Origin of the sequence: Croceicoccus bisphenolivorans (genome assembly GCF_001634625.1) — a bacterium.
GTDB classification, from domain to species: Bacteria; Pseudomonadota; Alphaproteobacteria; order Sphingomonadales; family Sphingomonadaceae; genus Croceicoccus; species Croceicoccus bisphenolivorans.
Genome location: NZ_LRSE01000047.1, coordinates 1 through 2,176 on the forward strand (window position 1 = coordinate 1; position 2,176 = coordinate 2,176).

Annotated in this window: 2 protein-coding genes; one reads left to right on the top strand and one right to left on the bottom strand. The window is 52.0% G+C overall.

What is annotated here, in order from left to right; genetic code table 11:
- The coding region (locus A7A77_RS18220; RefSeq protein WP_216635617.1) for a site-specific integrase at window positions 1-363 on the top strand (363 nt) is incomplete at its 5' end.
- 39 nt (window positions 364-402) lie between these two features.
- Here A7A77_RS18220 and A7A77_RS17190 read toward each other — a convergent pair.
- Window positions 403-2,176, bottom strand: a 1,774-nt coding sequence (locus A7A77_RS17190) for a helicase C-terminal domain-containing protein (RefSeq protein WP_216635618.1), incomplete at its 5' end; no start/stop codon positions are given.

A 2,176-nucleotide genomic window follows, 5' to 3' on the forward strand; every position in this document is an offset into this window, starting at 1 on the left:
CGCGCAAGGTGGGACCGCGACAGCGCTTACGAAGAGAAGCTATTTGGTGAAATCGATCCCGGCACAAAGGGCATTCGGGCCGTGGCATTCTCCAAGTGGTTCACCCAGTTTCTCAGAGCCTGCGGTGCCTACCGAGAGCGGACCTGCTTCCATTCCTTCCGCCACAACTTCCGAGATGAGTTGAGGGCTGCTCGTATCGATCATGACATCGCGATGGCTCTGGGTGGCTGGACGAATGGAACTGGGGGCAAATCGAGTGCGTCTGAAGCCTACGGCAACGGCCATCGCATCCATACACTTGCCGAAGCAGTTAGTCGGCTCAAGTTTGCGGACATCGATGTCTCAAGTCTTGCAAAACCGTAGGCTAGGGCGTCGGCGAAGCTGCGAGTATTGGGTCAGTGGTCATTTTTCGGCGATTTCCATTGCATCGGCTGCTTTTGGCAAAGACTGAACAATGGCCTCAAGCGTCAATCCCGCAGAAGCAATTTTCTCTACAGCATTCATACGCCAAAACAGGTCACCACCGGGAGGAAGCACAGACTTTAGCTCCCGTATCGTATTTATCGAATTTTTTGCCCAAATACGAAAATCATAAAGATTCCAATAAAGAACCTTTTTTAGAGCCGGTTTGGCACCTTTTCCTGCTTTTGTGCATGGGGTTACCAGAATAGCCGTTATGTTCATATTCTTAGCTTCAGGAATATTTTCTGCTATCCAATCAGGATGCATCGCCGCTTGTTTTGCCTTATTGGCACCAAAAATCGTTGATGCGCTTCCATTTGCATGATCCTCAAAGACAACGCCCTTGCCTTCCCCGAGCCACCAAGGATCGGGGTCCGCATCACCTTTGCCGTTTCCAGCGGTAAAGCCGAGCAATTCCCCGAGCTTGCGTTGCCCCTCTTCAAAGGCATCGGGATCAGCTATTGCGTCAAGGATTTCCTTGGCCCGCTTCTCAAACTTATGATTGCTGGCTGTGCCGAGTGCTAATAGCATGGCCTCAATCCGCTCAACTTGAACATTGATTTCTGCATCTGCGCCGATTTCAGCACTCACTGCGTCAGTCGCCTCTCCACGGCTGAGCTGGGCGAGCCAAGGCACATTCGGTGCAGCATCTTTTGCAGCTCGGAACTGTTCCAATGCGAGCTTTGCCGGTCCGTCCCCGGGAGACTTTGACAATCTCTGGCTCGCGGAGCCCGCAAGATAGTGCCACAGAGCTCGATATCCGCCCAATTCGGGAGCAGTTAGCTTCGCAGTCGCAGACCGAGCTTCTTCAAGTGCGCGTTCGTAGTCCCCGCTCCAGATCGCCTTTTGATATCGCACTTCGTGTGAAACGGACGATTGCAGTTCATCCATTGCCGGATATGGCTCTTGGTCTAGATCATTTGCGTCATCAACAATCGAGCGATTTGCTTCATCCCAATCTGCGTCGTTGGCAATGAAGCTCTTGAATGTGGACATCATTTCTGATGCTGAGGCGTCTTTTGATTGGAACACACCGAATGCGAGCTCTGCTTGGAGTTCAGGGTGGAAATGGCGCCAGTTTCGATCGTCAGCGAGATAATCGAGGAGCTCATGCCCTGTGATGAATACAGCGGATCGGTCCTGCAATGCCCGCGTGCAGCGTCCAGCGGCCTGAAGAATTCGAGTTTGCATTCGCTCGTTAAGAAGGGCGCTTGCGCCCATCTTGCTCATAAGAAATCTCTCCTGAGCATTGGTCGCCTTTGGCAGACCATCCAGACATAGAAGGCGGCACTCATCGTTAGGGAAATCAATCCCATCGAAGCGCCCAGCCATGATCGCGACGGCCTTGTCCGCTTTGACAAAATCTTCCTTAGAATGCTCTATGTCATCCGAGTTAAATATCTGAAACTCATGTTCATTTTCAAATTGCGCGCCAATTGCGCCAGCAGATGCACCATCTGGCGTAAGAACGACTGAACGACCTGCGTGCTTTTGCATTTTTTTGCGCAGTTTCTCACACTCGCTTGCTTCGAGGGAGAGTCCCGCAAAGATGAAAAATCGTCGGCCAACGCCCGATTTTTGAAAATCTTCTGGAGCGGGAATGCGAGCAATCGATGTGCGCCCGGTTAGGCGCTCAAGGTCTCCGCCAGCACCAAGTGTCGCTGACATGTAAAGGCGCTGCTTAGAGCCTGATCCGAAATTAAGTTGAGTGGTA